Source organism: Pseudoalteromonas sp. APC 3224 (assembly GCF_030407535.1).
Taxonomy (GTDB): domain Bacteria; phylum Pseudomonadota; class Gammaproteobacteria; order Enterobacterales; family Alteromonadaceae; genus Pseudoalteromonas.
In genome coordinates, this window is the sequence record NZ_JASDDF010000014.1 from 13,769 (window position 1) to 38,575 (window position 24,807).

Here is a 24,807-nt window from a genome sequence, read left to right on the forward strand (position 1 = left end):
TCTATTTTACTTTTCCAATAGCAACTGCCGTTCTGAGCCTTTGGCTACCAAATGCCGACATTTTGCTAAAGTCGCTGCGTGCAATTGGTACATACTGACAATCAATTGCTAGCTGATTGTTATTGCCAGGCTCGCAAAATGGGTCATGTACGTAAACACAATGTGCATCTAAATAGGTGACACACACCCAGTGCGGTGATTTTTTACCATCAAACCGATACGTACTAATTAACAGCAACACACTAAACCCCTGACTCAACCAGTTTTCTATGTCAGTTAATTCAACATCTTTTTGTGTAACTGAAATATTTGCCGCTGCAATACCCTCAACAAACTGTTGATGAACCGTGGCCAATACTGATTTTTTGTTATCACTGCGAACCCCATCTAAAAATAATGGTTCAGATGTATTAACAATTACCTCACTTGTAAAACCGCGTTTATTTGCAGCCAGTGCCAAGCCAAATGGGTGACAACCGCCATGCCCAGAGGTCATAAAAATCGTGGTGCCTTCACGCCACAAAGCTAATTCATGTGACTGACTCAGCTCTGTGTTTGAGTCAAGAGCAGCCATTGCCATTAATAACGCAGCAGGACCACAGGTAAACTCGGTGGTTTGCTGATACCATGGCGTTAAACGCTCAACCTGCAACTCACTGGTTTGGCGAATATTTTTTTGCATGCGTAAGGCATCACTGTGATCGTCATAATAATCACTGTATTGACCAAATACGCGATACCCCACACTTTTATAAAGCCCAATGGCGCTGTCGTTATTTACTGCAACTTCTAGGCGCAAATAAATACGTCCACGCTCACTGGTCGCTTTTTCAAGTTCATTGAGTAATTTTTTGGCTATGCCCTTGCCCTGCATTGTTGGTAATACGGCTAACGAATACAAACGCGCTAAACGCGTGCCTTTATGGCACCACACTAAGCCATAGCCACATAGTTGCGCATTTTGCTCAGCAACTAATAAAATCCCATGTTTAGCCCCAAGCCAGCGCTTTAAACTACGCGCACTTAGCTTATCGTTACTAAAGCAAGTATTTTCAAGCGCCACCAACGCCTTTAAGTCAGAGGTTATTGCAGGGCGAATAACTAGCTTAGTCGCCTCTGCCACTATTACTTTTTCAACCAGAGCAATAGGCATTAGCCGCGGCCTCGTGCTTCTAACCGCTGTTTAAACTCATCCATAATGATCATGTATAGCTCGTCACCTAAGTAACCATCTTCTACTTTGTGATCAATGCTCGGGTTGTCGTTTACTTCCAATACATACGCACGACCTTGGTGCTCTTTAACATCTACACCGTATAAACCTTTACCCACTGTTTTGCAGGCCTTTAAAGCAGCGTCTAACACAGCTTTTGGTAACTCAAAGGTAGGTAACGTTTCAAAGCCACCGGAAAAAAACCGCTTAGCGTCATGGTTGTATATTTGCCAATGGTTACGCGCCATTAAATAACGACATGCATAAATAGCACGACCATTAAGTACCCCTACGCGCCAATCGTATTCGGTGTACATATATTCTTGTGCCAATACCAGCGCACTCAGTGCAAATAATTCACTAAGCTTAGCTTCTAATTCATCACGATTAGCAACTTTATAAACACCTTTTGAAAACGACCCTTCTGGCATTTTTAATACCAGCGGATAAGTAAACGACGCTTCTAGTTGCTCAATTGTGTCTTTTGATTGATCTGCCACCACCACGGTTTTTAAGCTCGGTACTTTTTGATAGTTAAATGCATCATGTAAGTACACTTTATTACAGCACCGTAAAATAGACTCCGCATCGTCAATGACCACTAAGCCGAGGCTTTGCGCTTTACTTGCAAGGCGGTAGGTTGGGTGATCAATCGCTGTTGTTTGACGAATAAATAACGCATCAAACTGGGCAATATTATCTATTTCATCAAAGCTGAGTGCTTTTGCGTTAATACCATGTTTCGCTGCTGCTTTTATAAAACGGGCTATTGCATCTCTATCACTTGGCGGTACTTTTTCGTTATGATCAACCAATATCGCCATATCCCAACGAAAACGGCGCTCTACTTTACCAATACGCCATTGCGTTTGGGTAAACTCATTGAGCCTTTCAATAAACGCAGTATATTGCTGCTCACTTAATGAGGTTAAAGAGCCTTGTTGCAATAAACCTTGCTGATCGACAAATAAAATAGGCGCTGGGTATTGTTTAAATACCGATTTAGCCGCTTTACTTTGCAATTCATTTAGAGCATTACCAAAATAAACTGCGCCATCAATTTGCCCAGTATTTAAAGTAGGTGCATGGCCGCTTCTAAGCGCGTTTATTGTTTTAACGCTTGGTAATACTTGGTGTTTGCGGGCTTCTGCAAGCAATGAACAATAATAACCCTTACTCAAGTATTGGCTTGAGTCGCATAAATTAATAATGCGGGTTTTAGGTTCGTTGCGTTTTGGGTAGTCACGTAAGTAGGTGTTAAACGTAATGACATTTTCAAATGAAAGAGCAAGTGCTTGCTCGTTGTTATCAACCACTATTAAGGTTTTAAACACGACTTTTCCTAGTTAAGTCAAAATATAAAAATCCCTGGCTAGTTAGCTCAGGTAGTTAAACAGCAAATAGAAACACCTATCGCACTAAGTGCAGCAAATAGCAAATCACTTAATACGATAGGTGCTTTAACGAATATCTACTATAAACGTTAGCGCTTAAATTGCTTAAGCGACATGTGATTTATAAGCCCTTTTTTACATACACACAAACGAGATATTTTTAGCGTGAAGATAAAAATTTTTGATGAACTTTTTTATTGTTAATTTGTGTTTTAAAATAGCCAAAATTTACCACTAAAAGTGATCATTATGTCTCTTCCCGCTTGCCCTAAATGCCAATGTGAATACATTTACGAAGACCAACAGCTGCTTATATGCCCAGAATGTGCTTATGAATGGAACCCAAATAATACAAGCGATGAAGACGCTATTTTGGTAAAAGATGCAAACGGCACTTTACTAGCCGATGGTGACAAAGTAACCGTTGCCAAAGATTTAAAAATTAAAGGCAGTTCTCAGGTTATAAAAATTGGTACTAAAGCGGTAGTTAGACGTGTGCTTGATAAAAAAGATCACCAACTAGATTGTAAAGTCGATGGCATTGGCGAAATGATGGTAACGGCCAAGTTTGTGAAAAAAGCCTGAAATTACAGAACCTCACTTGTAGAAAATTACAGAAAGTAATAACGCTTAACTGCTAATTTTTTAGCTCTTTAGATAGCGCAGCTAATGTTTGATCGTAAGCATTCTGATTAAAGTTACTCGAGTGTGGGTTCATAAAACCATGTAAGTAATCAACATGCTTTACGTTAACATTAGCCTTTGTTGCAAGCTCAACCTGTAGTGATTTAATGTCAAAGTGCGGTTCATAATGCGGAAATATGAGTTCAATCTCAAATTGTGGTTGTATATCTGTATGGTGCCTAATTTGCGAGCTGTAAAAACAAATGCCCTTAGCTATCGTTTTAATCGCCGGGTGTGCAGACAATGACCAAATTGCCGATGCGCCAACACTAAAACCAACCAATATAGTGTTGCCAGCGAGTGGCTTAATCGCTTTTTGTAAAATAGCTACATACTCATCAAGGCCTATATGCTGACTAAAATACTCATAGGCCTGCTGTTCACTGTTAAATTCCATATCAACCCCGCCATAGGGATCGACAATAGACTGAGCGTTTAGTTTTTCAGCTAATGCTTTTAAAGCCGCTGTATTACCAAAAATATCACTGACCAATACTAAGTTCATAAACGGCTCATCTTTAATTTTATTCTATAAGTTTTAGGCAATTATTTAACAAAAAGACCTACGAGATGCTTCGCCTCTGAGTAAGAGACAAATACAAACTACATTTAAAGTACTTCAACCACGTAATAACTATGTTTTACATCACCGATCGTTAAACTAACTTCATCATCGACTTGTTTACCTAATAACTGTTGCCCTAAAGGGGCACCAGAGGTAAGTACTTGAATAGTTGTGCCTTTAATATCAACGGTTAATCCTCCAGCTGCTGGGCCTAAATAAAACCATTTTTGTGTGCTGGCATCGTCTTCTAAACATACCAATGAGCTTATAGCGATAGTGTCTGTAACGGGTTCGTTGTATATGGCTTCAAATAGTTGTATTTCTTTATAGCACTCATTAACTCGCTCTGCATGGCCTTGTGCTAAATAGGCAGCTTCAAGCCCAAGGGTATCGTATTGGGTCTCTGCAATACTTTCTTCATGGGTAGCGGTATCGTGAGCTGTTTGAGCTGCAATTTTAGCAGTGTTTAGTTGCTCATCTAAGGCAAACCGCAGGTGCTCAGTAACATGGGCTTTAATCATTTGGAGAATTCACTCAATTCGATAAAATAATTTGTTATTTTATACCAATCTGCTTGGATATGGGACCTATTTTAACGATAAGAAAATTGCTCTATAACTAGGCAAAATTTTTGACATCTAGTTGTTCTAAATGAAAAAATGTTAACAACGTTATAGGGGAATTTAATTCGTTAAATTGTTCAAATATTTATGCAGGTTGGTATTAGCATTGTTGCCACATCGAACACTATCCCTTTGCTGTGTAACAACAATGCTAATTTAAGGCTATGGCATATCCATTAATGCCTGCGTTTGCTGATCCACTTGCTTATCGTAGTTTTTAGCACTTAACCCAAGTAGCTCAGGTAATGTAGCAGCAATACAAATAGACGACAGCGTGCCTACGACTATTCCTGCAAACAAAGCAATGGCAAACCCCTGCAGCGGCGTGCCAGCTAACAGCCAAACACTTGCCACCGTAGCTAGCGTAGTTCCTGAGGTAATAAGCGTACGAGTTAAGGTGCTTTTAATAGCACTGTTGATAATACTGCTTGGTTTGAGTGTGATGTTTGTTGGTATGCGTAATAGCTCACGTACTCTATCACCCACTATTATTGAGTCATTTAGGGAGTAGCCAATTATTGCCAATAAACTGGCTAAAACGGTTAGATTAAACTCTATTTGTAACCACGAAAATAAGCCAACCACCAGCACTAAATCATGTAATAAAGCCACCACAGAGCCTAATGCCAAACGCCACTCAAACCGAACTGCTAAATAAATCATTACCGCTACCATAGCAGCAAATAAGGCTAAGCAGCCTTGCTCAAATAATTCATCACCCACTTGAGAGCCAATATAAGCCGATGATAAAACCTCAGCATTTATAGTTGGGTTTTGGCTAATCGCGGTTTTCCAAGCATCATTATTAGCTTCCTCACTTGGCGCTTGCGTTAATTGAAAATGATTATTGCCCTGTGCTATAAGTTCAAATTCACCTTGATGGTTTTTAGCAATAAATTGCTCAAGCTGTTTTAGTTCAACACCTTGGCTGGTGGTAAATTCTGTTAAATAACCACCCGTAAAATCAAGGCCAAAATTAAGCCCTTTTTGTGCAATGGTGAATACCGATAACAACACAAACATGGCACTTATAAGCAAGCCTATATAACGCATACGTGACCCTGTCTCACATTTAAAAAAAGTGTTAAGCATGCGCGTTTACTCCTGCTTTTTTACCCAGCTTTAAATATAAGCTTTGGCTTAAATACTTAGATACATACACTCCAGTAAATACCGATGTGATAAGACCAAGCGCCAGCGTTATCGCAAAGCCTTTTACAGGGCCATAACCTATGCCATATAAAATAATCGCGGTGATCATGGTGGTAATATTGGCATCTAAAATCGTATTCGCAGCTTGTTTATAGCCCTCTTGTATCGCTTGATACGGGGGACGACCTTTGCGACGCTCTTCTTTTATGCGCTCAAATATAATCACGTTAGTATCAACCGCCATTCCTATAGTTAATACTAAGCCTGCTATCCCTGGAAGAGTTAAAACCACCCCAGGTAATAACGACATTAGCCCCACTAAAGAGGTTAAGTTTAAAATTAACGCAACATTTGCAATAAGCCCTAAACGGCGGTACCACAGTGCCATAAACGCAAGCGTTAAACCCATGCCTAACATTAGCGCTGCTAATCCATTATTAATATTGTCTTGGCCAAGGCTTGGACCAATAGTTTGCTCATGCACTATAGTTACGGGCGCAGTGAGTGATCCTGCGCGTAGTAATAGCGCTAAATCGGCAGCCGCTTGTTGGCTTTGCATATTGGTTAAACTAAAACGCGAGCTTAAATGCTGGGCAATGTTCGCGACATTAATAACTTCGCTTTTTTTAACCACTTCACCTTTGGCATTTTGTGAATACTCTGAATAGAGCGTTGCCATAGGTTTACCTATATTCGCCTTTGAAAAAGCCGACATAGCATCGCCACCTTGGCCATCTAAGCTCAGTTGTACCAAAGGTTTACCCCAATCATCACGCCCTATATTAGCGTTATTAATATGCTCACCGGTAAATATAGGTACAGGGTCAAGCTTAATGGTCCCTCCCGATTGCAAATTAAACGTTTGCCCGCCTCTCTCTTTAAGTTGATAAAACCCTAATGACGCGGTTGCACCAATTATGCGTTTTGCTTCAGCCGGATCTTGCACGCCAGGTAGCTCAATACGAATGCGCTGCTTACCTTGGCGCTGTGTAACGGCCTCAGTTATGCCTAGCTCTTCAATGCGTGAGCGAAGTGTCGTAAGTGTTTGACTCATCACTTCTTTATCAAATGCGCTGCGCCCTTGCTCAGAATAACTCACTTTAACGACCTGTAAGTTGCCATTAGTTGATGTGGTTGTAGTGAGGTTTTCAAAACGGCTTTTAAGCTCTTTTATAACAACTGTTAGCTTATCGTCAGCATTCTCAAGCGCACTTATTTCAAAGCCCTGATTAGTCTGCTGCGCTTTAACGCCATAGGCTTTTTGTTTAACAATAATGGCTTTTGTCTGTTGATATGCACTGAGCAATTGCTCATCAATCGCTTTTTCTAAATCAACATCAAGTACAAACAATACCCCGCCGTTTAAATCAAGACCCAGTTTTATGGGCGATAAACCAAACTCTTGTAACCAAACAGGGCTGGTTGCATGTTCAACAATTTTAACCTGTGTATTTGGAAAGTTTGATTTTAAAGCCGCTTGAGCCTGCGCACTTTGTGTAGGCGTATTTAAAAGTACATTAATATGTGCTGGGTCTTTTAAACTTTTACTCACTTCAAAACCTTGGCTATTTAAAAAGCTAACTAGGTTCTCAGTACTTGGCATTACTTGCGTTTTAACATCAGAAGCTGCACTAATATGCAACCACGACTTATTCGGGTATAAATTAGGTAAGGCGCTTATTGCTAGTAACACTAATACAATCAGCATGGCTACATAGCTCAATTTAAACTTAGCCTTAAATGGCTTTTTCTCTTTTTTTAGACTTAACATAGTTATTCCTTATTACTAGGCATAGCCCAGTAACGTACCTATTAGGCACAATTAATCTGCAGGTCAAAACGCGATGCGTTAAAACCAATTAACATTAAATAAGGAACTTTAAGCGTGGTAGGTAGTTACAGCGGTGTATAACAGGTTAGCGTCTTTCCAGCCGCTCAAGCGCGACTTTTTACTTTTAAATACCCAAGTATACCAAGGCTGATTTATAGTGACTGCTTGCGGTCGCAAAAAAATATGCCTACAGCCATTTAGGGCAAAAAACTCATGCACTACATCGTATTCAGGATCGCCCTGCGCACTATGTAAAAATAAAAATGAGTTATTGGCTGTTAGCCTAGGCTGATGCGCAGCAAAATCAGAATGCTTTGAGTTTTTATGCTGTAAATCGTCAAGCGATTTTGTAGGTACGGAAATGTTAGTTAAATGGTCAACATTAATAACATCGCTATAACCGCTTTGGTTACTGTTTAATTCGTGCTTTACGCCCATAGCATGGCTTTGCACACTAAAGAGTGCAGCAAAAAACAAGCAAGTAGCTAAAAAAACGCGAAATTTAAACATTGGTCATTTAAAACTAAAATAAAGGATAGCTAGTATATAAGGGCAGCTAATTAAAATACAATAGCCGTTCTTAAGCTAATTTATTTATATAATATCAAATACTGAGATCCTCGATGCGCTCCAGACAAAGTTCAGTAAAACGCCCCGACGCCATGAATTTAAAACAAAGCATTCAAACTCTTTGGCCTTATATCACTAAATTTAAAGGCCGTGTGCTCATTGCTATATTAGCGCTAGTCGGTGCTAAAGGCGCGACATTACTCATGCCATGGGCTTTAAAAGAAATAATTGATTCGGTTGATAAATCAATTAACCCACTACTTCTTGTTCCTACTTTATTACTCGTTATGTACGGCGCATTGCGCTTTGCTAGCGTATTTTTGGGTGAAGTACGCGATGCGGTATTTTCGCGAGTCACCGAGCATGCCATGCGAGATATTGGCCTTAAAGTGTTTAAACATTTGCACTCGTTAGATTTAGCCTTTCATTTAGACAGGCAAACTGGCGGTATAAGTCGAGACATAGAACGCGGCACCAGTGGCTTAAGCTTTTTAATGCGCTTTTTAATGTTTAATATTGTGCCCACGTTGTTTGAAATAATAACTGTGGCGATTATTTTTGGCAGCTTGTTTTCTATTTGGTTTGCGCTGATCACCCTATTGGCTGTGGCTATTTATATTTTTTTTACCGTGACGGTTACCCAATGGCGAAACCGCTTTATTCGTGAGTCAAACGCTGCTGATAATCAAAGTAACACCCGTGCCATCGACAGCCTATTAAATTACGAAACCGTAAAATACTTTAATAATGAACAGCATGAAGCCCAAACTTACGACACATTTTTAGCAACCTGGGAACAAGCACGATTAAAAAACAGACTCTCGTTACTGGCGCTTAATTCAGGGCAAGCACTGGTCATTGCATGTGCCATAACCGCATTAATGTGGCTTGGCGCCAATGAAGTGGTTACCGGCGAGTTAACGATTGGTGAGCTGGTAATGATTAACGCGTATATGATTCAGCTTTTTTTACCGCTTAACTTTTTGGGATTTGTGTACCGTGAAATACGCCGTGCCCTTACCGACCTTGAAAACATGCTAGGGTTATTAAATACCTCACCCAAAGTAGCAGATAGCGAAACCGCGCAACCATTAGCACTCAAAAATGGGGCAATTAGCTTTGAAAATGTCAGCTTTAGCTACGATAGTAAACGCCCTATTCTTAAAAACGTTAGTTTTAATGTGAACCCTGGTGCTAAGGTAGCGGTTGTAGGTGCTAGTGGCGCAGGTAAAAGCTCGTTAGCCCGCTTGCTATATCGTTTTTATGAACTTTCATCGGGCGCTATAAAAATTGATAATCAAGCCATAAACACGGTCACCTTGGCAAGTTTGCGTAAAGCTATTGCCATAGTGCCGCAAGATACTGTGTTATTTAATACCAGTATACGCGAAAATATTCACTACGGCAGACCCAGCGCCAGTGAAGATGAAGTAAACAAAGCTATAAACATGGCGCATCTAACAGACTTTATTAATAGCCTAGATATAGGCGATAAAACCTTAGTCGGTGAACGCGGACTAAAAGTCTCTGGTGGCGAAAAACAACGTATTGCTATTGCTCGCGCTATTTTAAAACAATCGCCAATTTTAATTTTTGACGAAGCCACTTCCGCGCTCGACTCACAATCTGAACAAGCCATATTAAACGCTATGCAAGAGGTTGCCTCTAACCACACAAGTATTGTTATTGCGCATCGCTTATCAACAATTACCGATGCCGATACTATTATCGTGCTTAAGTCGGGAGAAGTAGTAGAGCAAGGTAAACATGATGAATTACTCATGCAAAATGGTGAATATGCGCATATGTGGACCTTGCAACAAAAACAGTCAAAGGCGCAATAAACTAAGCCTCTCGGGTACGATTGAAGTATCTGAGTGCTTTTTTGCTATTTTGCTAGTATTTCATTTATCTTATCGACCGGTACGGTTATTCACCTCAAAAGGTTTGTTTGCAGTGAAGTTATCAATACAATCAAGTAGCTATTTTTATAACAAAAATATATAACGAATTAAATAACGTGAATTCATAGGGGAAAGTAATGAAAAAAAGTTTAGTTGCAGCGGCACTCGCCGCTACATTTATTACCGGCTGTTCTGAGCCACAAATAACAAAAACTGAGCAAGTAGCAGCAGTTGCAGAAAAACCACAAGCAACAGAGCAAGCCGAATTAGGCACGTTTGGAGTTGATTTAACTGCGCGTAACGAAGCTGTAAAGCCAGGCGACGATTTCTTCATGTACGCCAGTGGTTCATGGTACGACAACTACGAAATGCCCGCAGATAAAACCCGCTACGGTGCATTCTCTGCGCTAGCTGAGCGCAGTGAAGATCGCGTTAAAGAAATTATTGAAGAAATTGCAGCACGTGAAAACTTAAACGCCGAAGAGCAACTGGTCGCTGACTTTTATAATTCGTACATGGATACCGAGACACTTAATAAACTTGGTATAACGCCAATTAAGCCGTTGCTTAACGACATCAATTCGGTTGCCTCTACTGATGATTTGGCAAAAGTATTTGGCCAATCTTGGCTTACGGGTGTAAGTGCACCACTTGGCGGCGGTATGTGGTTTAACCGTTTAGATCCCAATAAATACGAAATGTCATTAGGTGCAGGTGGCTTAGGCTTACCCGATCGCTCATACTACCTTGAAGATGCAGAACGTTTTGTAAAAACTCGTGAAGCGTATGTGGCACATATTGCCGATATGCTTAAATTTGCAGAGGTTGATAATACCACAGAGCGTGCACAAGCGATTTTAGCGCTTGAAACCAAAATTGCAGAAGGTCATTGGCCTCGTGAAAAACGCCGTAATCGTGATTTAACCCTAAACCAAGTAAAACGCGATGAGTTAAGTACACAATACCCAGGATTTAACTGGGATTTATACTTTGCGCAAACAGGTTATAAAGTACCACAATTAAACGTATCGCAGCCTGAACCTGTTAAAGCCATGATTGACTTAATCAATAATGAAGATTTAAGCGTATGGAAAGACTACCTAACGTATCATGCAATTAATGGTAACGCTGGGCTGTTGTCTGAAGAGATATTTAACACCAACTTTGCTTTTTTTGGTAAAGAATTGAATGGTCAACAAGAGCCACGTCCACGCTGGAAACGCGCTATCAGCCAAATGTCAGGCACCAGCTCATTAGGCTTTGCAATTGGTAAAATTTACGTAGCTCGTTATTTCCCTGAGTCATCTAAGCAACAAATGTCTGAGCTAGTTGAAAACTTACGCACAGCCCTTGGTGAGCGTATTGATAACTTAGATTGGATGGGTGCAGAAACAAAAGTGAACGCGCGTGCAAAATTAGCGGCATTTGTGCCAAAAATTGGTTACCCAGATGAATGGCAATCGTATGAAGACTTAAGCATTAGCAACAATGACTTAATGGCTAATGTAAAAAATATGCGTGAGTTTTTCCAAGCCGACAGCGTAGAAAAAGAGCTGAAAAAGACCGATCGTAATCGTTGGGGCATGACACCACAACGTGTAAATGCTTACTACAATAGTTCATTTAACGAAATTGTATTCCCTGCCGCTATATTACAACCACCGTTTTTCGATCCAAATGCAGATCCAGCAGTAAACTACGGTGGCATTGGCGCTGTGATTGGCCACGAAATGGGTCATGGTTTTGATGATCAAGGCTCAAAATCTGACGCTAACGGCATACAACGTAATTGGTGGACTGATGAAGATCGTGCTGCTTTTGATGCCAAAGCTGACAAACTGGCAGCTCAGTACAGCAAATACGAACCAATTCCAGGTAACTTTGTAAATGGCCGCAACAGCTTAGGTGAAAATATTGGTGATGTGGGTGGTTTAGCCATGGCTTATCATGCTTACAAACTAAGCCTAAATGGTAAAGAAGCACCGGTAATTGATGGTGTAACCGGCGATCAACGTTTCTTCTTAGCATGGGCACAAGTATGGAAAGAAAAACGTACTGAGCAAAGCATGTTAAACCAATTACGTGGTGGTACTCACGCACCAGGTCGCTTTAGAGCACAAGCACCTCGTAACCACGACGCTTGGTATAAAGCATTTGATGTAAAACCAGGTGATGAGTTGTACCTACCAGAAGAAGAACGCGTTCGTATTTGGTAATACCCTGACAACCGTTCATCGTTTGTAACAAATAAACAGCCCGCTTATGCGGGTTGTTTTATTTTTGGCTACTAACAATACTTACTAGCCCTGCCCGGCATTTACCTTTAGAATATGGGCTTGCAAATTTTTATCAATTATTTATACATATTAAGGCGAAACGCAGATGGGAAGAGCTTACCAAAACAAAAAAGATTCAATGGCTAAAACTGCGGGTGCTAAAACTAAAGTTTATTCAAAATACGGTAAAGAAATTTATATTTGTGCTAAAAATGGCGGTGTTGATCCAGACGGAAACCTAGCACTACGTCGTTTAATTGAACGTGCTAAAAAAGACCAAGTACCGGCTCACGTAATTGAACGCGCCATTGATAAAGCTAAAGGCGGCGGCGGTGAAGACTATGCAGCCACGCGTTATGAAGGTTACGGCCCAGGTAATTGCATGATTATTGTTGATTGTTTAACCGACAACAACAAACGTACTTTTGCTGATGTACGTGTATGTTTTACCAAAGCAAACGCTAAAATTGGCGCACAAAATTCGGTATCACACTTATTTGATCACCTTGCTATTTTTGTATTTGACGGTGACGACGATGAAACCGTACTTGAAGCGCTGATGATGGCAGATATTGATGTTACCGACGTTGAAGTAGAAGACGGCAAAGTAACCGTATTTGCACCGCACACTGAATACAACAATACCCGCACAGCACTTGAAGAAATGGGTGTGACAGAATTTGACGAAGACTTAATTGCCTTTGTACCTCAAGTTGAAGCCCCTATTGAAGGCGAAGACGTTGAAGTTATGGAGCGCTTTTTAGCCATGCTTGAAGATTGTGACGACGTACAAAACGTTTACCACAACGCTCAATTTTAATCGTTAAGCAAATAATCTGAGCTCTGGATAGTAAATCTATCTTCAGCGACAACTGCGTTGAGTTTACTTGCGATAGGTTATGTTTAAAGGCCAACTTAGTTGGCCTTTTTGTTATTTGTAGAATGGATTAGTTAATTGATAACCCCTCACAACTAGGGTCTGTTGGCTTTTATAGTTGTATGCGGCCATGAATCTTGTGGCCACAATCTAAAACTACAGACTATTTTTGTTTTTTAAACGGGTAAATTTGTTGCTTTAACATACCTACAGGCATGTAGTCCCCGACAACACCATATTCTTTAGGCCACTCTGCTTGGCCTTTTACCGCAGTACCAAATAAATAATCTAAAAACGAGAAATGGGCTGCATAATTTCGATCAATGGCAGCTTTATCGGATGCGTGGTGCCAATGGTGAAACTGCGGAGTAACCATAAAATATTTTAACCACCCAAATTTTACATTCACGTTTGCATGATTAAATACGGCTTGAAAACCAACAATAATTACATATAAGCTGATTATTTGCTGTGAAAACCCCAGCACAAATATAGGGGTTAACACTAAACTACGGGTGATCAGTATTTCTAAAATATGCTGACGGGAGCCCGCTAGCCAATCCATTTCTTTGGCACTGTGATGCACACCATGAAATCGCCACATAAATGGCACTTCGTGATAAGCACGATGTGTCCAATACTGCATTAAATCAGCCACCAAAATAATTAAAAATAGCTGTAGTATAAACGGCATTTGCGCTATGTAAGCTTGCAGTGTGCTCGAAACCGCCCAACCAAAACCATAATGAACAAAATGATTAGTAACCAGTAATACAAAGCCAACTATTAAGTGATTCACAAAGAAGTGGTTTAAATCCCCGCGCCATTCACTACGAAGTATTTTTTGCTCTTTTCGATGCGGAAGTAGTTTTTCAATTAAGATAAAAATTAAGGTAGAGCCTAGTAAGTCTAATATAAACCAATCTAAGCCAATATAAGGAGTGTTATCTGCAAAGTCATTCACTTCAACATTCGGCCCGCCAAAGCTAATGGCCAGTACAATTAAAAACCACGCAGTGGCACCCAATCGCTTATTCGTATTTCGTACAAAATTAAGTAACCCTAAGCTACCGGAAATAATAAGAGCAACAAACATGAGCTGACGTAAAAAGTCGACGCTATAGCTTTTGCGTAGTTCTGGAGTCGTTAAATATTCCGGAAAGTGGAATGCAAGCACTCCTAAGCAACTTAATATCGCTAAAAAGCAAGCAATATAACCACTGATATTACCCTCACCGATTTGCAGGTGACTAGTACGAAATATTTTTTTAGTGACGTGTTTTAGCATTATTTTCCTTAATATAATATGCAGTCCCTATTCTAGTGCGCACATTCTAGCAAACTTTGGGCTAACTAAAACACAAAAAAAGCCACGCAGTGCGTGGCTTGGCTGGATAAAGTAAAATTTAACTACACGGAAAAATTATAAATAAGCACCCAGCGCTTTAACTTGATCTAACATGCGGTTTGAGAAACCCCATTCGTTGTCGTACCACGCCATTACTTTAACTAATTTACCATCAGCACGCGTTTGCGTTGCATCAAAAATAGATGATGCTGGGTTATGGTTAAAGTCGATAGAAACAAGCGGTAGCTCGTTGTACTCTAAAATACCTTTCATAGAGCCAAACGCAGCGTCTTTAACCACTTGGTTAATTTCTTCAATGCTTGTATCGCGCTTAGCAATAAATGTTAAATCAACTAACGACACATTAATTGTTGGTACACGTACCGCCATGCCATCTAGTTTACCGGCAAGTTCAGGCAGAACTAATCCAACCGCTTTTGCAGCACCCGTTTTAGTTGGGATCATAGATTGAGTCGCACTACGCGCGCGGTATAAATCTGGGTGGTATACGTCAGATAAGTTTTGATCGTTGGTGTAAGCATGAATGGTGGTCATACTACCTTGTTCAATTCCTACTGTGTCGTTAATCGCTTTTGCAACAGGCGCTAAACAGTTGGTTGTACATGAAGCATTAGAAATAATGTTGCTATCGGCATTAATTACATCGCTATTTACACCATGTACTACCGTTGCATCCATATCAGTACCAGGAGCCGATACCACTACTTTTTTAGCGCCTGCTTCAATGTGCTTGTTAGCTGCTTCGCGAGAAGTAAATAAACCCGTACATTCAAGTACGATATCAACGTTTAGTGCTTTCCACGGTAAATTAGCAGGATCACGTTCTTGCGTTAGCGTGATCACATCATCGCCAATTAGCATGGTGTTGTCTTTTAGCGTTACTTGCTGTGAAAAACGACCGTGTACTGAGTCAAACTGAGTCAGATGAGCATTTACATTGGCTGGGGCTAAATCGTTAATAGCCACAATTTTAATTTCATTATTTTGCGCTGATTCGTACAGTGCACGCAATACATTACGACCGATACGGCCGTAGCCATTAATTGCTACATTAATCATTTTTGACTCCTATTAACTTCACATGCTTGGCGAGCAAGCGTTTCAATGGCTTGCCAGTCTTTATTTTCAATAAGTTGTTTATCTAACATCCACGTACCACCTACACAAATAACATTGTTAAGTGCTAAGTAATCAGGCGCAGTAGCTAAACTAATGCCACCGGTTGGACAAAAAGTAATATCAGGTAATGGGCCACCAATCGACTTTATCATCGCAGTTCCGCCTGCGGCTTCAGCAGGAAAAAACTTTAAAAATTTAAAGCCATGTGCTGCCAAGTTCATCACTTCGCTTGGGGTAGCTGCACCTGGTAAAAAAGGGATAGTTGACTCTTTTGCCAATGCTAACAGTTCATCACTTACACCAGGGCTCACCATAAAGTCAGCGCCCGCTTCTACTGACGCGTTAAAGCTTGCTTTATCAACCACCGTGCCAGTGCCCACATATGCCTCTGGTACTTCAGCTTTCATTAGCTTTACAGCTTGTGCAGCAATTGGTGTACGCAGTGTAATTTCAAGTGCTTTTAAGCCACCGTTATACAACGCTCTTGCAAGTGGTGCAGCATCTTCTAATTTTTCGATTACCACCACTGGCACAACGGGTGCCGATGCTAAGATTTTTTCAATACTCATTACTTGTTCCTCATTACCCAATATGGCTAATTATTATTCAAGTCCAAAAGCACTTGCACCTAAATCGGCACTGCTTACGATATTTCTAAATCCAGTAAATAATTCACGGCCTGTACCAAATGTTTGGCTTGCTTGGCTAATTTGTAGCTCACGCTGTGCAAGCTCTTCGTCGCTTACATGCACTTTTAAAATACCATTTGGCGCATCTAAAGTAACAATATCGCCTTCATGGATTTTAGCTATAATGCCACCTTCTACCGCTTCAGGTGCTAAGTGGATTGCCGCTGGTACTTTGCCTGATGCACCCGACATACGTCCGTCGGTAACTATGGCCACTTTATAACCCTGATCTTGTAATGTTGCCATTACCGGCGTGAGCTTATGAAGCTCTGGCATGCCTTTAGCCTTAGGGCCTTGCTCTTTAAGAACAGCAATGAAATCTTGGTTAAGTTCACCACGGCTATAAGCATCTTGTAACTCACCTTGAGAGCTAAATACTTTAGCTGGCGCCGACACCACTTGATGAGATTCTGCAACAGCAGAGACTTTAATAACGGCTTTACCTAAGTTGCCCGTTAATAACTGTAAACCACCTTGCTTACTAAATGGATTATTTACAGGGCGAAGTACTTCTTCATCATGTGAGTTTTCTGGACACGCAACCCATTTAACTTTACTAGGGCCATTGGCATCACTCATAATCAAGTTATCGTCTTTATCAAGCAGTGGCTCACACATGTAAGGTGCAAGGCCTTCGCCTAAAATAGTGGTTACATCTGTGTGAAGATAACCAGCACCTGCTAATTCACGCATTAAGAAGCCCATACCGCCAGCTGCTTGGAAATGGTTTACATCAGCTGAGCCATTAGGGTAAATACGCGTCAGTAATGGTACAACTGCTGATAAATCAGACATGTCTTTCCACGTAACCTGAATACCAGCCGCTTTTGCAATTGCCACAATATGGATTGCATGATTGGTTGAGCCACCGGTTGATAGCAAACCAACCAGGCCATTAATAATGGTTTTTTCGCTGATCACATCCGCTAAACACGGGCCATCTTTGTTTTCTGTAAGCTGCTTAAGCATGGTCTCAACGGCATTACCCGTTAAGCCATCACGCAATTCTGTGTATGGATTGATAAACGAGCTACCTGGTAGGTGTAAGCCCATAATTTCCATAAGCATTTGATTTGAATTTGCAGTGCCATAAAATGTACACGTACCGGCACTGTGATAAGATGCGCTTTCTGCCTCTAATAGCTCTTCACGTGACACTAAGCCTTGTGCAAACTTTTGACGAATACGTGCTTTGTCTTTGTTTGGAATACCTGACTGCATTGGTCCTGCTGGTAAAAAATACACAGGCAAATGGCCAAATGATAAAGCGCCAATTAATAAGCCTGGAACAATTTTGTCACATACACCTAAACAAAACACACCATCAAACACGTCATGCGATAACGAAACCGCAGTAGACATAGCAATAACATCACGAGAGAAAAGCGATAGTTCCATGCCGTCACGCCCTTGGGTAACGCCATCACACATCGCAGGAACACCGCCAGCAACTTGCGCGGTTGCGTCAAATTTAGTGGCAATGCTTTTAATTAAATCTGGGTATTCTTTGTAAGGCACATGCGCAGATAGCATATCGTTGTATGAATTAATAATTGCAAGGTTTGGCACCTCATCTGCTTTTAAACGCGCTTTGTCATCGCTGCTGCACGCAGCCATAACATGGGCAATATTGCCACAACCTAAACCAGCACGAACTCTTGTTTGTTTTTTTGCGTGCGAAATACGATCTAAATAGGCTTGACGGGTTTGTTTACTGCGCTCAATAACGCGTTCTGTGACTTCTTGAATTCGAGGGTGCAACATAATTTTACTCATCTCTATTCGTTAGAGGATAAAGGCTCAGTAACAATTATAGACTCCACGAAAATAACTGTACTGAGCATCTTTGCCTTACCCGTTCAAAGGTACGCTACCAGGGAGCCTCTCACAACAACCCTGACACCGGTGTCAGGGTATTAACGCATGACACTGACACCGGTGTCAACCCTGAGTAATAAAAATAGTCCTTTTTTTTAACATGTACAATAAATAAACGTGAATTTTTAGTGAAATACCAGCGGCAAATAATGAAGATTAAAAATGCAGATAAAAAAAACCCGAGTAAGCGTCACTCATACTCGGGCTACTGTGAAAAAGCGGTTTTTATTTTACGGCTGCGGTTGACTCTCGCGTGATTAATTTTGCTTCTAAAATCACTTTGTAAGGCGACTCTTGCGGCTCAATAATGTGGGTAATTAACTGGGTAACAGCTTGTTTTGTCATTTCTTCTACAGGTTGCGCTATAGTCGTTAGGCCTGGCCAAATATGACGCGCTATGGGGGCGTTATCAAAGCCAGCAATAGAAATATCGTCTGGTACTCGTAAATTACGCTGTGTAGCTAATTTAAGCACGGCGGCTGCCATGTAATCATTCGATGCAAATACAGCCGTAGGACGTGGCGATAAATCTAAAATACTACGGGCACTGTCTACCCCTGAATGGTAACTAAAGTTCCCCTCTTCAACTAAGCGTTCGTTAAATTCAATACCATGGCTTGCTAGTGCGCGCCTGTAGCCTTTAAAACGTTGCTGTGTAGCACTGTGATCTGGGTGACCTTTAATAAACGCGATAGAGGTATGCCCTAAGTTTATTAAATGTTCGGTAATTTCAAATGCGCCCTGCTCGTCATTACTGGTAACAGAAATAGAGTCATCTTCTAAAATAGCAGAAGCCACTCGAGCATAAGGAATTTTTTTAGACTTTAAAAAATCAACCAACTCTGAAAAGTCACAAAATGGCGGCGTAAGCACTAAACCATCAAGGCGTGATGACTGTAATAGCTGCTCTATGTTGTTAATGAGTGCATCACCTCTGAGCTCACAAGGGTGAATCAACAAGTTATAGTTGTTTTCTTGGCATGCAGCTAATGCGCCTGTTTGCACACGGGTAATATAACTTTTACTTGGATTGTCGTATAAGCAACCAATAATAAAACTACGGTTTTGTGCAAGTCCTCGAGCAATGGGATTAGGTGTGTAATCAAGCTCTTTAAATACCGCTAATACTTTTTCACGTGTGGCCGCACTCACATTTGGTTCGTTATTCAATACGCGCGATACTGTTTTTTTAGATACACCGGCATAACTGGCAACGCTATTTATAGTGACTTTTTTCATCTATTTATTTCCAAATGTATGCAACGTAATTAAACCTGTTGACTCGTATGCAAACACGCGGCAGCACCAATTAAAGGAATGTTGTCTTGTGTTACTAAAGTGACCGGAATTTGGCCTGTATATTGCGACATAATGCCCTTTTGTAAAAAACGCTCTATAAAACGGCTTTCTAGTAAACGAGCCTGCATTCTTGGCAATATGCCACCACCAATATAAAGCCCACCAAGAGCGCCATAAGCAAGCGCCAAATCGCCAGCAACACTGCCAATCCAATCGCAAAACTGATTAAGCGTTGCGTCACACACTTCACATTCACCACTATTGGCTAAGCTACTAATTTGCGCCGCATCTAAATTTTTTGCAGCTACCCCTTTAACCGCCGCCATAGCTTTATATAAATGAGCAATGCCTGGGCCAGAAAACACCGTTTCTACCGATACATGTGGGTGGTCTTTTTTAAGCTCTTGAATAAGTTGAGCGTCAAGTTCGTTTACGGCCGACAGTGAAATATGGCCGCTTTCTGAGCTCATTACCGCGCACGAATGTGCTGTACGCACTAAACACGCAGCACCAAAGCCTGTACCTGGTCCCATTAAACCAATATTAGCAGTGTCATCTGCTTGGCCAGGTTTAACCGTTACGTTTTGAGAAAGGTCTAAGTACGGAGCAGCGTAAGCAAAAGCAGCAAAGTCGTTTATTATGCTTAATTGTTCAAAGTCAAAATGATGTTTAATATCATTAACGCTAAAGTGCCAACCTAAGTTAGTTAAGTGAACTTGGCCTGCGTTAATTGGACCTGCTACGGCAAGACATGCGCGCTTAGGATTTATATGAGACACTGTTGATAAATAATACTCAGTGGCACTCTCGAGTGATCCATAACTAGCACTTGGAAACGTATGGTTATGTTCAATGGTAAATTGATTACTTGATTCGTCGAACCCAGTTATCAATGCAAAACGGGCGTTTGTACCGCCTATATCGGCAACCAGAATAGGCTCAAAGTGTGTGCTAGAGTGTAAACCCATAGTGTTATCTCTTTTGTTTAAGTAATGAGTACTTATTATTTTAATGGGGTATCCATTGATACTTATTTACTTTGAGCTATCACCTCAAAGCAGCTATCACTGTAAAAAAAGGCTACCTTTAATAATAAAGGTAGCTAATACGTTTTGACAACAAAATGATAAAACACCCTCATTGTGACACCGGTGTCATGTTAAAATCAATAAAAAAATGCCTTTATTGACAAATAAGCTTGAAAAAAATCATTAATAAACGAGAATAGCCCCTTATTGTCCTCTTAAATAAGTAATCGTGATGAAAGGTAAAGCCACCTCATTTGATATAGCCCATTATGCTGGGGTGTCTCAATCTACAGTTTCTCGTGCTTTACGAAATAGTCCTTTGGTAAATGATGAAACCCGAAGACGAGTTCATGACATTGCCAAAAAGCTTAATTACAAAGTGGATAAAAACGCCAGTAACCTGCGCACTCAACAAAGCAGCACCCTAGCGTTATTGTTGTTTGAAGATCCTACCTCTGACGAATCGCAAATAAATCCGTTTTTTTTAGCTATGCTGGGCAGTATTACTCGTGCCTGCGCTAAAGAAGGTTACGATTTACTTGTGTCATTTCAATCGGCCAGTGCTGATTGGCAGGCAGACTATGAAGACAGTCACCGTGCAGATGGCATCATTTTATTAGGTTATGGCGACTATATAGACTTTCAGCCTAAATTTAATACTTTGCTTGAACAAAACACTAAGTTTGTTTGCTGGGGAGCAAGTGTTGATAACCGCCTCGACTTAACCATAAGCTGCGACAACTATGGAGGCGGAAAGCTAGCTGCTGAGCATTTGTTGGCACATAATCGCAAAGATTGCGCGTTTATAGGCGATGCCTCTGATCATAGCCCCGAATTTTTTGCCCGCTTTAATGGCTTTAAAGACGCGTTACAACAAAATGGCATTACACTTAATGAGCGTAAAATTGCCAATGCTATCTCTACCGAAGAATCAGGCTATCATGCCACTCGTTCGTTAATTGCTAATAACATTACCTTTAATGCACTTTTTGCAGCCAGCGACCTTATAGCAATTGGCGCAATACGGGCATTAAAAGAAGCCAATATTAACGTACCAAAAGATGTAGCCGTAATCGGCTTTGATAATATATCTATTGCCAGTTATATTAACCCGCCGCTAACAACCATAGAACAAAATACCACTATTGCTGGGCAAATGTTGGTTGAGAACTTACTAAAACTCATTAGGGGTGAGCAAGTGCAAAGCACCCTACTACCACCGCGTTTAATTGCACGTGGCTCAAGTTAATTCATTGAGTTAAACCATTTTTTAAAAGTAGTAAAATTAAGGGCAATAACGCCCTGACGCCCTTAAATTTATTCAGGTTTTATTGCTTATTTACGGTCATTTGTCCTTTTTGTTTTTATTAGTAAAGTAACCGCTTTCGTTGCATTAACAGGCTATTCACACCTCGCTATCGCATTAGTTTTTTTAATCTGAAACTGGCTGTTTTTGATGTAATTTTTCACTCGTCAATGCACGCTTTTATCACTACAATCCTGCTTTTATTTTCATGTTAAATTTTCAAGTGATCATCTCATGCTATTAACCATCGTTTATATTATAGGTATTACAGCAGAAGCCATGACCGGTGCTCTTAGCGCTGGACGCAGAAATATGGATTGGTTTGGTGTTATGTTGGTAGCCAGTGCCACAGCCATTGGTGGTGGTAGCGTGCGAGACATTTTATTAGGTAACTACCCACTGACTTGGGTAAAACACCCAGAATATTTACTGATCACTTGCCTAGCCGGTATTGTTACCACTTGGTTGGCAAAATGGGTGGTTAAATTTAAAGGCATATTTATGCGTCTAGATGCACTAGGGCTTGCTGCGTTTAGTATTATTGGCTGCCAAGTTGGACTTAATATGGGTTTGCACTATGGAATTTGTGTTGTCGCAGCCATAGTGACAGGTGTATTTGGTGGATTATTGCGTGATTTAATTTGTCGACAAGCACCATTAGTACTTCATCATGAACTTTATGCAAGCGTAGCGCTTATAGTCGCGTGTTTATACTTAGCGCTACACCACTACAACATTGATGACAATATCAGCGTGGTTGCAAGTTTAGTAGTAGGCTATTTAATTCGAATGGCATCGGTACGCTTTAAATGGCGCTTACCAACATTTAATTTATTAGAACCCGCTAATTTAAATAATGAGCAATAACAGTAGCGGTTAATGCCGACCTGCCCTAGCACTTTTAAATAGCCCGAATACTTTTCGGGCTAACGAACTAACCACAAAAAGAACTCCCAAAGCAAAACACAGTATGCTCAAAGGCATAAACAAGCTTTCATGTAGAACACCATTATGATCAACATATTGATACACACTGTTTTCTATCAGCATAAAACCCGTGCCAAGCAATAAAAAGCAAACACTCAATGTGGCTGTTTTGTTTGTAAAAAAGCGCATAATCTATCCATAAATATTTTATTAAATTGTCGGAATAGCAGTTTGAATGAGCGAATATTAATCTACAGTGACTGAGCAACATTAATTTTTTAAAATAAAAGTCACAGCCATTAAACTAAGCTTTTAGACATATAATAAAATCTGTCGTCTGCTTTATCTATGTTGAAACCCGAGCGTGTGTAAAGCTTGTGCGCAGGGCTTATTTTAAAAACCCGAAGCCTAAGTTGCATAGCACCTTGGAGCACAGCTAAACGAGCCCCCTCATTAATTACTGCTGCACCAATACCCATATTTTGAAACGCAGCATCTACTTGTAGGTCACGTATATAGCAACCCTCATCATCAAAAGCCAAGCGCATTGCACCCACTACATCGCCATTTAACAAAACATCCCAATTTTCAAGGTCTGAAATTTGCTCACATATTTTAAGTTGCTGCCAATCAACACCATAATGCTCATAATATCCACGCATATTGGTATAGGTTAACTGTGCAGAAGCCATTAAATCGGCTGTGGGTTGATAACACATATTCATTATTGTCATTCCTTTGTTTAGCGACCTTTACAAAACTTGTTGTGTTTGCTGGTTTTTAAAATATTTATTTACTAATAATGACTGCAACAAGCTAGTACTACTGGATGTAACCCAGTACAAAGCAATTGCAGAAGGAAAATTAACGAGAGTAACCACACAAATAATTGCGGGAATTAGGAACAATAAGGTGCTGGTTTGTTCTGCGCTACCTGGCATCATCATTATAGATAAATATGTAATAGCCCCCACTAGTAACGAAAGCGCAATATCAGGCTTTGCAATACTGGCAATCCAGGCAAACTTACTATTAAATACAATTTGTTGCAGAGCCTGAAAAGTCCCAAGGCCAAATACGCCTTGGCTTGCCATATTAGTCACACTTTTTTTATCGATAAACTTAATATTGTGCTTTTTATACAGCGCCATAGTTAATTTTGCGATTTCGCTGGGCTGGTTTTTATAGTTGTTTTTTATGCTATCTAGCTCAGGTTTTAGTGCGGCAATTGCTTTTTTATTTCTAACCATATTAGCCATAGCAACAAGGTTAATCGGCATTAAAACTAATCGTCCAATAACGGTAAACAAAATAATTGCAACCGCTTGGCTTACGCCCACTTCTTGGGTAAAAAAGGTGATTGATTGCACAATAAAATCAGTAAATAAATTCCAAATTTCCATTTTAGTTTTCCTTTTAATATTATGTATTAAAAATAACCATCACGACATATTATGTCAACAGTTTATTTCAAACTAAAAAAGATTTGCTATGTTCGAGAGTCCACTTAAACGGGGAAAGTACAAAATTCGACCCTAAAACTTTATTAGGCATTTTGCTTTTTAATCCACCAGTTTGTAAATACTAAAACTAAAAAAAAGCCTAAAAAGAAAAAATGCACTGCAACAAGAAAATAGTATGTCTGCGGACTTTGTTGGACAAAATAGTCAGTATTTCCTTTCCAAGAAATATACCCCTCCGAAAAAGCATAATATAATTTGCTAGCTAAAATTATGCTGAGCAAAGACGTGATGACTTTTACGAAAACGAGCCTAGAAAAAAAGTCACGGTCTTTGAGAGCTTGTCGTTCTTGAGGCTTGCTGGCCGCAACCTCAATCTGTTGGCAAATTTTAAAATACCGAAGTGGGTAAGCTTGCTGATCAATTGAGCTGCGCGCCTCCAATAACTCTTGGAGGCTATAGTTTTGGTAATCTGGCTCCATCAAGTATCCTGCGTAGATGCCTATAGATAATGACTCCCACACGGTGTTAACTTAATTCAAAGCCAGAGCCATAATTAGTTTGTCAATTAACTAAACAACAAACGCTAACATGAATAAACATTCACATAAAGAATTCAATGACGCCCATCCTAACTGCCAGC

The 24,807-nt window shown here is 40.3% G+C and carries 23 protein-coding genes; 6 read left to right on the plus strand and 17 right to left on the minus strand.

Features of this window, described 5'->3' with window-relative positions; translation table 11 throughout:
- Nucleotide 1 precedes the first annotated feature (1 nt).
- Both QL989_RS08800 and QL989_RS08805 read right to left on the minus strand, forming a co-directional pair.
- On the minus strand, nt 2-1,153 hold the full coding sequence (locus QL989_RS08800) for a GNAT family N-acetyltransferase/peptidase C39 family protein (protein ID WP_290169807.1): 1,152 nt from the start codon (nt 1,151-1,153) through the stop codon (nt 2-4).
- Nucleotides 1,153-2,547 carry a RimK family protein gene (locus QL989_RS08805; protein ID WP_290169809.1) on the minus strand — a complete coding sequence of 465 codons (1,395 nt, stop codon included), beginning with the start codon at nt 2,545-2,547 and terminating at the stop codon, nt 1,153-1,155. Before QL989_RS08805 ends, QL989_RS08800 begins: the two co-directional genes overlap by 1 nt.
- 309 nt (nt 2,548-2,856) lie before the next feature.
- On the opposite strand from QL989_RS08805, the gene QL989_RS08810 reads away from it, so the two are divergent.
- The gene (locus QL989_RS08810; RefSeq protein WP_290169811.1) at nt 2,857-3,192 is read left to right on the plus strand and encodes a zinc ribbon domain-containing protein YjdM; all 336 of its coding nucleotides are present in this window, start codon (nt 2,857-2,859) and stop codon (nt 3,190-3,192) included.
- Nucleotides 3,193-3,244: 52 nt separating this feature from the next.
- Here QL989_RS08810 and QL989_RS08815 read toward each other — a convergent pair whose 3' ends face one another.
- From QL989_RS08815 to QL989_RS08835, 5 genes are all read right to left on the minus strand, one after another.
- A complete protein-coding gene (locus QL989_RS08815) occupies nt 3,245-3,796 on the minus strand; it encodes a hypothetical protein (RefSeq protein WP_290169813.1) in 552 nt (183 codons plus the stop codon).
- A 104-nt stretch (nt 3,797-3,900) separates the two neighbouring features.
- The gene (locus tag QL989_RS08820) at nt 3,901-4,377 is read right to left on the minus strand and encodes a GreA/GreB family elongation factor (protein WP_138604838.1); all 477 of its coding nucleotides are present in this window, start codon (nt 4,375-4,377) and stop codon (nt 3,901-3,903) included.
- A 264-nt stretch (nt 4,378-4,641) separates the two neighbouring features.
- Entirely contained in the window at nt 4,642-5,571 is a 930-nt protein-coding gene (secF, locus tag QL989_RS08825; protein WP_290169816.1) for a protein translocase subunit SecF, read from the minus strand.
- Nucleotides 5,564-7,402 carry a protein translocase subunit SecD gene (secD, locus tag QL989_RS08830; protein ID WP_290169819.1) on the minus strand — a complete coding sequence of 613 codons (1,839 nt, stop codon included), beginning with the start codon at nt 7,400-7,402 and terminating at the stop codon, nt 5,564-5,566. The genes secF and secD overlap by 8 nt, the downstream gene beginning before the upstream one ends.
- 108 nt (nt 7,403-7,510) lie before the next feature.
- Nucleotides 7,511-7,972 (minus strand): hypothetical protein, encoded by a 462-nt coding sequence (locus tag QL989_RS08835; protein WP_290169821.1) that lies wholly within the window; start codon nt 7,970-7,972, stop codon nt 7,511-7,513.
- A gap of 113 nt (nt 7,973-8,085) precedes the next feature.
- Here QL989_RS08835 and QL989_RS08840 point away from each other — a divergent pair, with 113 nt between their 5' ends.
- The 3 genes from QL989_RS08840 (at nt 8,086) to QL989_RS08850 (ending at nt 13,032) form a co-directional block, all read left to right on the plus strand.
- Nucleotides 8,086-9,876 carry an ABC transporter ATP-binding protein/permease gene (locus QL989_RS08840; protein WP_290169823.1) on the plus strand — a complete coding sequence of 597 codons (1,791 nt, stop codon included), beginning with the start codon at nt 8,086-8,088 and terminating at the stop codon, nt 9,874-9,876.
- Between the two features lie 197 nt (nt 9,877-10,073).
- Nucleotides 10,074-12,152 (plus strand): M13 family metallopeptidase, encoded by a 2,079-nt coding sequence (locus QL989_RS08845; protein ID WP_290169825.1) that lies wholly within the window; start codon nt 10,074-10,076, stop codon nt 12,150-12,152.
- Between the two features lie 166 nt (nt 12,153-12,318).
- Complete coding sequence (locus QL989_RS08850; protein WP_290169827.1) at nt 12,319-13,032, plus strand: YebC/PmpR family DNA-binding transcriptional regulator; 714 nt, start codon at nt 12,319-12,321, stop codon at nt 13,030-13,032.
- A gap of 220 nt (nt 13,033-13,252) precedes the next feature.
- Here the strand turns inward: QL989_RS08850 and QL989_RS08855 are convergent, their stop codons facing one another.
- From QL989_RS08855 to glk, 6 genes are all read right to left on the minus strand, one after another.
- Complete coding sequence (locus QL989_RS08855; RefSeq protein ID WP_198523095.1) at nt 13,253-14,377, minus strand: sterol desaturase family protein; 1,125 nt, start codon at nt 14,375-14,377, stop codon at nt 13,253-13,255.
- A gap of 135 nt (nt 14,378-14,512) precedes the next feature.
- Nucleotides 14,513-15,517, minus strand: coding sequence for a type I glyceraldehyde-3-phosphate dehydrogenase (gene gap, locus QL989_RS08860; RefSeq protein ID WP_008110546.1), 1,005 nt, complete (start codon nt 15,515-15,517; stop codon nt 14,513-14,515).
- Nucleotides 15,514-16,146, minus strand: a complete 633-nt coding sequence (gene eda, locus QL989_RS08865; protein ID WP_138604845.1) for a bifunctional 4-hydroxy-2-oxoglutarate aldolase/2-dehydro-3-deoxy-phosphogluconate aldolase — start codon at nt 16,144-16,146, stop codon at nt 15,514-15,516. Before eda ends, gap begins: the two co-directional genes overlap by 4 nt.
- A gap of 33 nt (nt 16,147-16,179) precedes the next feature.
- Nucleotides 16,180-18,030 carry a phosphogluconate dehydratase gene (edd, locus tag QL989_RS08870; RefSeq protein WP_138604846.1) on the minus strand — a complete coding sequence of 617 codons (1,851 nt, stop codon included), beginning with the start codon at nt 18,028-18,030 and terminating at the stop codon, nt 16,180-16,182.
- A 339-nt stretch (nt 18,031-18,369) separates the two neighbouring features.
- Nucleotides 18,370-19,383 carry a LacI family DNA-binding transcriptional regulator gene (locus tag QL989_RS08875; RefSeq protein ID WP_010389842.1) on the minus strand — a complete coding sequence of 338 codons (1,014 nt, stop codon included), beginning with the start codon at nt 19,381-19,383 and terminating at the stop codon, nt 18,370-18,372.
- Between the two features lie 29 nt (nt 19,384-19,412).
- Entirely contained in the window at nt 19,413-20,411 is a 999-nt protein-coding gene (gene glk / locus QL989_RS08880; RefSeq protein ID WP_290169832.1) for a glucokinase, read from the minus strand.
- Between the two features lie 292 nt (nt 20,412-20,703).
- On the opposite strand from glk, the gene QL989_RS08885 reads away from it, so the two are divergent.
- Both QL989_RS08885 and QL989_RS08890 read left to right on the plus strand, forming a co-directional pair.
- On the plus strand, nt 20,704-21,720 hold the full coding sequence (locus tag QL989_RS08885; protein WP_290169834.1) for a LacI family DNA-binding transcriptional regulator: 1,017 nt from the start codon (nt 20,704-20,706) through the stop codon (nt 21,718-21,720).
- A 291-nt stretch (nt 21,721-22,011) separates the two neighbouring features.
- The gene (locus tag QL989_RS08890; RefSeq protein ID WP_075169453.1) at nt 22,012-22,644 is read left to right on the plus strand and encodes a trimeric intracellular cation channel family protein; all 633 of its coding nucleotides are present in this window, start codon (nt 22,012-22,014) and stop codon (nt 22,642-22,644) included.
- Nucleotides 22,645-22,653: 9 nt separating this feature from the next.
- Here QL989_RS08890 and QL989_RS08895 read toward each other — a convergent pair whose 3' ends face one another.
- The 4 genes from QL989_RS08895 to QL989_RS08910 form a co-directional block, all read right to left on the minus strand.
- Nucleotides 22,654-22,893, minus strand: a complete 240-nt coding sequence (locus QL989_RS08895) for a DUF3955 domain-containing protein (RefSeq protein WP_290169837.1) — start codon at nt 22,891-22,893, stop codon at nt 22,654-22,656.
- A gap of 110 nt (nt 22,894-23,003) precedes the next feature.
- Nucleotides 23,004-23,429: a GNAT family N-acetyltransferase gene (locus QL989_RS08900; RefSeq protein ID WP_290169839.1), complete on the minus strand. Its 426-nt coding sequence runs from the start codon at nt 23,427-23,429 to the stop codon at nt 23,004-23,006.
- 27 nt (nt 23,430-23,456) lie between these two features.
- Entirely contained in the window at nt 23,457-24,107 is a 651-nt protein-coding gene (yidC, locus tag QL989_RS08905) for a membrane protein insertase YidC (RefSeq protein WP_290169841.1), read from the minus strand.
- Between the two features lie 143 nt (nt 24,108-24,250).
- On the minus strand, nt 24,251-24,646 hold the full coding sequence (locus QL989_RS08910; protein WP_290169843.1) for a hypothetical protein: 396 nt from the start codon (nt 24,644-24,646) through the stop codon (nt 24,251-24,253).
- Between the last annotated feature and the right edge of the window lie 161 nt (nt 24,647-24,807).

Bases quoted from the DNA above. Each gene is read 5' to 3' on its own strand.
- QL989_RS08800 (WP_290169807.1), bottom strand. From the start codon at position 1,153: ATGCCTATTGCTCTGGTTGAAAAAGTAATAGTGGCAGAGGCGACTAAG.
- QL989_RS08810 (WP_290169811.1), top strand. From the start codon at position 2,857: ATGTCTCTTCCCGCTTGCCCTAAATGCCAATGTGAATACATTTACGAA.
- QL989_RS08815 (WP_290169813.1), bottom strand. From the start codon at position 3,796: ATGAACTTAGTATTGGTCAGTGATATTTTTGGTAATACAGCGGCTTTA.
- QL989_RS08820 (WP_138604838.1), bottom strand. From the start codon at position 4,377: ATGATTAAAGCCCATGTTACTGAGCACCTGCGGTTTGCCTTAGATGAG.
- secF (WP_290169816.1), bottom strand. From the start codon at position 5,571: ATGCTTAACACTTTTTTTAAATGTGAGACAGGGTCACGTATGCGTTAT.
- secD (WP_290169819.1), bottom strand. From the start codon at position 7,402: ATGTTAAGTCTAAAAAAAGAGAAAAAGCCATTTAAGGCTAAGTTTAAA.
- QL989_RS08835 (WP_290169821.1), bottom strand. From the start codon at position 7,972: ATGTTTAAATTTCGCGTTTTTTTAGCTACTTGCTTGTTTTTTGCTGCA.
- QL989_RS08840 (WP_290169823.1), top strand. From the start codon at position 8,086: ATGCGCTCCAGACAAAGTTCAGTAAAACGCCCCGACGCCATGAATTTA.
- QL989_RS08845 (WP_290169825.1), top strand. From the start codon at position 10,074: ATGAAAAAAAGTTTAGTTGCAGCGGCACTCGCCGCTACATTTATTACC.
- QL989_RS08850 (WP_290169827.1), top strand. From the start codon at position 12,319: ATGGGAAGAGCTTACCAAAACAAAAAAGATTCAATGGCTAAAACTGCG.
- QL989_RS08855 (WP_198523095.1), bottom strand. From the start codon at position 14,377: ATGCTAAAACACGTCACTAAAAAAATATTTCGTACTAGTCACCTGCAA.
- gap (WP_008110546.1), bottom strand. From the start codon at position 15,517: ATGATTAATGTAGCAATTAATGGCTACGGCCGTATCGGTCGTAATGTA.
- eda (WP_138604845.1), bottom strand. From the start codon at position 16,146: ATGAGTATTGAAAAAATCTTAGCATCGGCACCCGTTGTGCCAGTGGTG.
- edd (WP_138604846.1), bottom strand. From the start codon at position 18,030: ATGTTGCACCCTCGAATTCAAGAAGTCACAGAACGCGTTATTGAGCGC.
- QL989_RS08875 (WP_010389842.1), bottom strand. From the start codon at position 19,383: ATGAAAAAAGTCACTATAAATAGCGTTGCCAGTTATGCCGGTGTATCT.
- glk (WP_290169832.1), bottom strand. From the start codon at position 20,411: ATGGGTTTACACTCTAGCACACACTTTGAGCCTATTCTGGTTGCCGAT.
- QL989_RS08885 (WP_290169834.1), top strand. From the start codon at position 20,704: ATGAAAGGTAAAGCCACCTCATTTGATATAGCCCATTATGCTGGGGTG.
- QL989_RS08890 (WP_075169453.1), top strand. From the start codon at position 22,012: ATGCTATTAACCATCGTTTATATTATAGGTATTACAGCAGAAGCCATG.
- QL989_RS08895 (WP_290169837.1), bottom strand. From the start codon at position 22,893: ATGCGCTTTTTTACAAACAAAACAGCCACATTGAGTGTTTGCTTTTTA.
- QL989_RS08900 (WP_290169839.1), bottom strand. From the start codon at position 23,429: ATGAATATGTGTTATCAACCCACAGCCGATTTAATGGCTTCTGCACAG.
- yidC (WP_290169841.1), bottom strand. From the start codon at position 24,107: ATGGAAATTTGGAATTTATTTACTGATTTTATTGTGCAATCAATCACC.
- QL989_RS08910 (WP_290169843.1), bottom strand. From the start codon at position 24,646: ATGGAGCCAGATTACCAAAACTATAGCCTCCAAGAGTTATTGGAGGCG.